Annotated in this window: 2 protein-coding genes; both read right to left on the reverse strand. The window is 67.3% G+C overall.

Going from position 1 to position 1,065, the window contains the following annotated elements; translation table 11 throughout:
• On the reverse strand, positions 1–735 hold a 735-nt coding region (locus AC1DOG_RS23145; RefSeq protein ID WP_477931350.1), incomplete at its 3' end, for an ATP-binding protein.
• Between the two features lie 18 nt (positions 736–753).
• Positions 754–1,065, reverse strand: a 312-nt coding sequence (locus AC1DOG_RS23150; RefSeq protein ID WP_477931352.1) for a DUF4194 domain-containing protein, incomplete at its 5' end; no start/stop codon positions are given.

The following is a 1,065-nucleotide window of genomic DNA, read 5'->3' on the forward strand; positions in this document are numbered from 1 at the left end:
CGTCTTGGGCGTGTCCAGCATGAAGTCGCGCAGGAAGACGTTGAGGTCGCCCAGGTTCTTGGCCGACTGCGTCTTGTGCAGCAGGCGCAGCGCCATTTCATTGTCGATGCCCAGCAGGTGCCGGAAGCGCTCGGCGTAGCCAACGAAGCTGTCGAAGTGGTGCACGTCGCCCAGGCGCTGCTTGAGCTTGCGCAGGTCCAGGTCGAAGCCGCCCAGGTCCTTGGCGATGTCGAACGGCCGCTCGGCGATCAGGTAGTGCTTGCGCACGTCAGCGGCGGCCGCGCCGTTGCCGGCGATCCAGAACAGGCGCACCAGGCTGACCACGCGGCCATCGCCGGCGCGGTACTCCAGCACCAGCGCGGTCCAGGTGGCGCCCTTGCGCAGGTACTGGGTGGCAATTTCGCCAGTGCCCCGGTCCTGCTGGTCGGCCCACGCGCCGCGCACGTAGGACACCAGGTTACGGTCGCGGCCACTGCGTTCGGCTTCGCGCGCGGCGGCGTTGAAGTCGACGATCGACGGCGGCACCAGCATGGCCGACATGGCATCGAGCAGGGTCGACTTGCCCGAGCCCGAGCGGCCCACGAACAGGAAGCCGCGCTCGGCGATCGGCACTTCGGTCAGGCCGTTGAAGGTGCCCCAGTTGTGTACCTGCAGGCGGCGCATGCGGAACTGCTGCAACCGCGGATCGGGCAGCCCGTCGTTGAACAGGGCGGGGGTGTGCTTGGAAATGGCCATGCGTTATCGGTGGTCCGTTCAGGCTTTTGCTGCGGGGGTGTCGCGCAACTGGCGGTACACGTTGGACAGCGCGGAGACGTCTTCGGCGGAGAACAGCAGCTTCAATGCCGGCGACACTTCGTGGCGGTCGTCCTGGCCGGCAAGCCGGGTCAGGATGTGGTTTTCCTTCATCTTCTGCACCGCCGCGGCCACGCGACGATTGAAGCCGGCGCGGTCGGTGGAGAGGTTCTTTTCGTAGATGGCCAGGGCCTCGGCCATCTCGGTGTCGGCCACCACCGCGCGGTTGCCGCGCGCATCGGCTTCGGCCAGCTGCTGGCGCAGGTACAGCAG

The organism is Rhizobium sp. 01N48, assembly GCF_056399145.1.